2 protein-coding genes and 1 pseudogene are annotated in these 2,660 nt (G+C 68.0%); all 3 read left to right on the top strand.

Going from position 1 to position 2,660, the window contains the following annotated elements:
* Positions 1-214 (top strand): annotated as a pseudogene (locus D180_RS09175) (alanine acetyltransferase); the annotation flags it as partial.
* Entirely contained in the window at positions 211-699 is a 489-nt protein-coding gene (gene rimI / locus D180_RS09170; RefSeq protein WP_017907927.1) for a ribosomal protein S18-alanine N-acetyltransferase, read from the top strand. The pseudogene D180_RS09175 and the gene rimI, both read left to right, overlap by 4 nt.
* 630 nt (positions 700-1,329) lie before the next feature.
* Positions 1,330-2,484, top strand: coding sequence for a pectate lyase (locus D180_RS09165; protein WP_017912559.1), 1,155 nt, complete (start codon positions 1,330-1,332; stop codon positions 2,482-2,484).
* Positions 2,485-2,660 lie beyond the last annotated feature (176 nt).

The raw sequence follows: 2,660 nt of genomic DNA, 5'->3' as shown, positions 1-2,660 counted from the left end.
TGCGGCGCCTGCGGCAGGTACGCGCCGGGTCGGGCTGCGCCTGCCCGACCGCCTGCAGATCGCCCTGCTGCGCGCCTCCGGACTCAATCCCAACGATCCGGCCACGCAGGCGCTGATGGCGACCTGGCCGCTGGACGAACTGCGCGGCAATGCGGCGGCCAAACGCGCGCTGTGGCCGCAGTTGCGCGCGCTGCGCAAGCGGGCGCCGCGATGAGCGCACTGGGGTCGGCATCGGCGCCCACGGCCACGCTGCGCGCCTTGCGCGAGGCCGATCTGGACGCGGTGATGGAGATCGAGCGCCGCGCCTATCCGTTCCCCTGGACCCGCGGCATCTTCCGCGACTGCCTGCAGGCCGGTTACCCGGGCTGGGTGCTGGTGGAGGAGGGCACGATCGTCGGCTACGGCGTGATCAGCGTCGCCGCCGACGAGGCGCACATCCTCAACGTCTGCGTGGCGCCCGAGCGGCAGTCGCGCGGCTACGGCCGGCTGCTGCTGCGCGCGCTGATCAAGTACGGCGTCGATCTCGGCGCGCGCCGGGTGTTCCTGGAAGTGCGGCCGTCCAATCCCAATGCGATCGCGCTGTACCACAGTGAAGGCTTCAACGAGATCGGCCGCCGCCCGCGCTACTACCCGGCCGCGAACGGCCGCGAGGACGCGCTGGTGATGGCGATCGAGTTGTTCTTCGACGGCATGTCCTGAGCTCCTGCGCGTCCGCCGCGGGCGGCGTGCGGTTTCGTTCGAGTGCTGCCGCCTGGATGCGGAAGGCGTTGGCGCAAGCGCCGGTGTAGGTGGTACCGGCCTACTCCCGGCCGGCGCGACGGCGCTGTGCCGCATGCGTCCCCCAACCTGATCCTGGCGATGCCGCTGCAGGCGGTTTGCGATGGTGCCGGCAGTGTTCGTTGTGGCAATCGCACCTGCGTGCTGCGTGCTGCGTGCTGCGTGTCGATGGGCGAGGCCTGGCGGCTGCCACCTGCCGTTTGCGGCTTTCGGTGTTTTTGCGCTGTCGCAGGCGGCTTCCGCAATGTCGCCTTCTGTCGGTGGGACAGCGTTGTTGTCCCGCAGCGATGGTGCCGCGGCGCCCTGGCGCGCGCAGGCGATTCGTGCGACGTGGTTCACACATTGTGCGGTTGGATCGCGCGTTTCTCCAACGCCTCTTTACACGTGCCACGCGCTGCCTACAGTGCGCGCCTCTTCGGCGCCTGCCTCCCACGAAGGCATGACCCGCAGTTGTCCGAGGGGACAGCGATCGCGCAGGCGTCGCCGTGCATTCCGCTGCTGCGGAGCGCGCGCGCCTGCGTCCAAACCACGCACGCTCACGAGGTTTCCAGGATGACCACGCAGTCCCTCATCGCTTCATCGCCACGCTCGCCGCTGCGCACGTTCGGCCTGGCCCTGTGCCTGGCCGGCCTCGCCGGCACCGCCCATGCCGACGCCAGCCTGGAGGTCGCCAGCACCGGCTGGGCCACGCAGAACGGCGGTACCAAGGGCGGTTCCAAGGCCGCCGCCGCCGACGTCTACAGCGTCAGCACCGCGGCACAGCTGAAGGCCGCGCTGAAGGCCAGCGCCGGCAGCAACGGCCGCATCATCAAGGTCAACGGCATCATCGACATCAGCGAAGGCACGCCGTACAGCACCACCGCGGACATGAAGAGCCGCGCGCGCCTTGACGTGCCCACCAAGACCACGCTGATCGGCGTCGGCAGCAACGCCGAGATCCGCGAGGGCTACTTCTACGTCAAGGCCAACGACGTGATCGTGCGCAACCTGACCATCGAGAATCCATGGGATCCGCAACCGGTGTGGGATCCGAACGACGGCAGCGCCGGCAACTGGAATTCCGAATACGACGGCATGACCATCGAGGGCGCCAGCAACGTGTGGGTGGACCACGTGACCTTCACCGACGGGCGCCGCACCGACGACCAGAACGGCACCGCCAACGGCCGCCCCAAGCAGCACCACGATGGCGCGCTGGACATCAAGAAAGGCGCCAACTACGTCACCGTGTCGTACTCGGTGTTCAAGTCGCACGAGAAGAACAACCTGATCGGCTCCAGCGACAGCGCCTCCAGCACCGACAGCGGCAAGCTCAAGGTGACCATCCACAACACCCTGTTCGAGAACATCTCCGCGCGCGCGCCGCGGGTGCGCTTCGGCCAGGTGCACCTGTACAACAACTACCACGTGGGCAGCACCAGCAATTCGGTGTATCCGTTCTCCTATGCGCACGGCGTCGGCAAGGAATCGAAGATCTTCTCCGAGAACAACGTCTTCGACATCAGCGGCGTGAGCAGCTGCGACAAGATCGCGGCCGACTACGGCGGCAGCGTCTACCGCGATTTCGGCTCGCTGCTCAACGGCCAGGCGCTGACCTGCTCGTGGAACAACAACATCGGCTGGACCCCGCCGTACACCTATTCGCTGTTGCCGGCGAACAAGGTGGCGGCGGACGTCAAGGCCAAGGCCGGCGCCGGGAAGCTCTGAGGGATCGCTACGCCGCCGCCTGGAAGGCCGGGCGGCGGTGTGCGTGTTGCGTGGAATGCCAGTGGTCGGGCGCAGAGCCGCTTTCAACGTTGGCCGCGCTCGTCGCAGGTGCGTTGTGGGAGCCAACGGTGGGAGCGACTTCAGGGCGCCTCGAACAACCTGCCACGACCTGGAGC

The organism is Xanthomonas sp. SHU 166 (genome assembly GCF_000364685.1).
Lineage (GTDB): Bacteria > Pseudomonadota > Gammaproteobacteria > Xanthomonadales > Xanthomonadaceae > Xanthomonas_A > Xanthomonas_A sontii.
This window is presented reverse-complemented; position numbering and strand designations above follow the sequence as displayed.

Coding starts and splice junctions, on each gene's coding strand:
- D180_RS09165 (WP_017912559.1), top strand. CDS start 1,330: ATGACCACGCAGTCCCTCATCGCTTCATCGCCACGCTCGCCGCTGCGC.
- rimI (WP_017907927.1), top strand. CDS start 211: ATGAGCGCACTGGGGTCGGCATCGGCGCCCACGGCCACGCTGCGCGCC.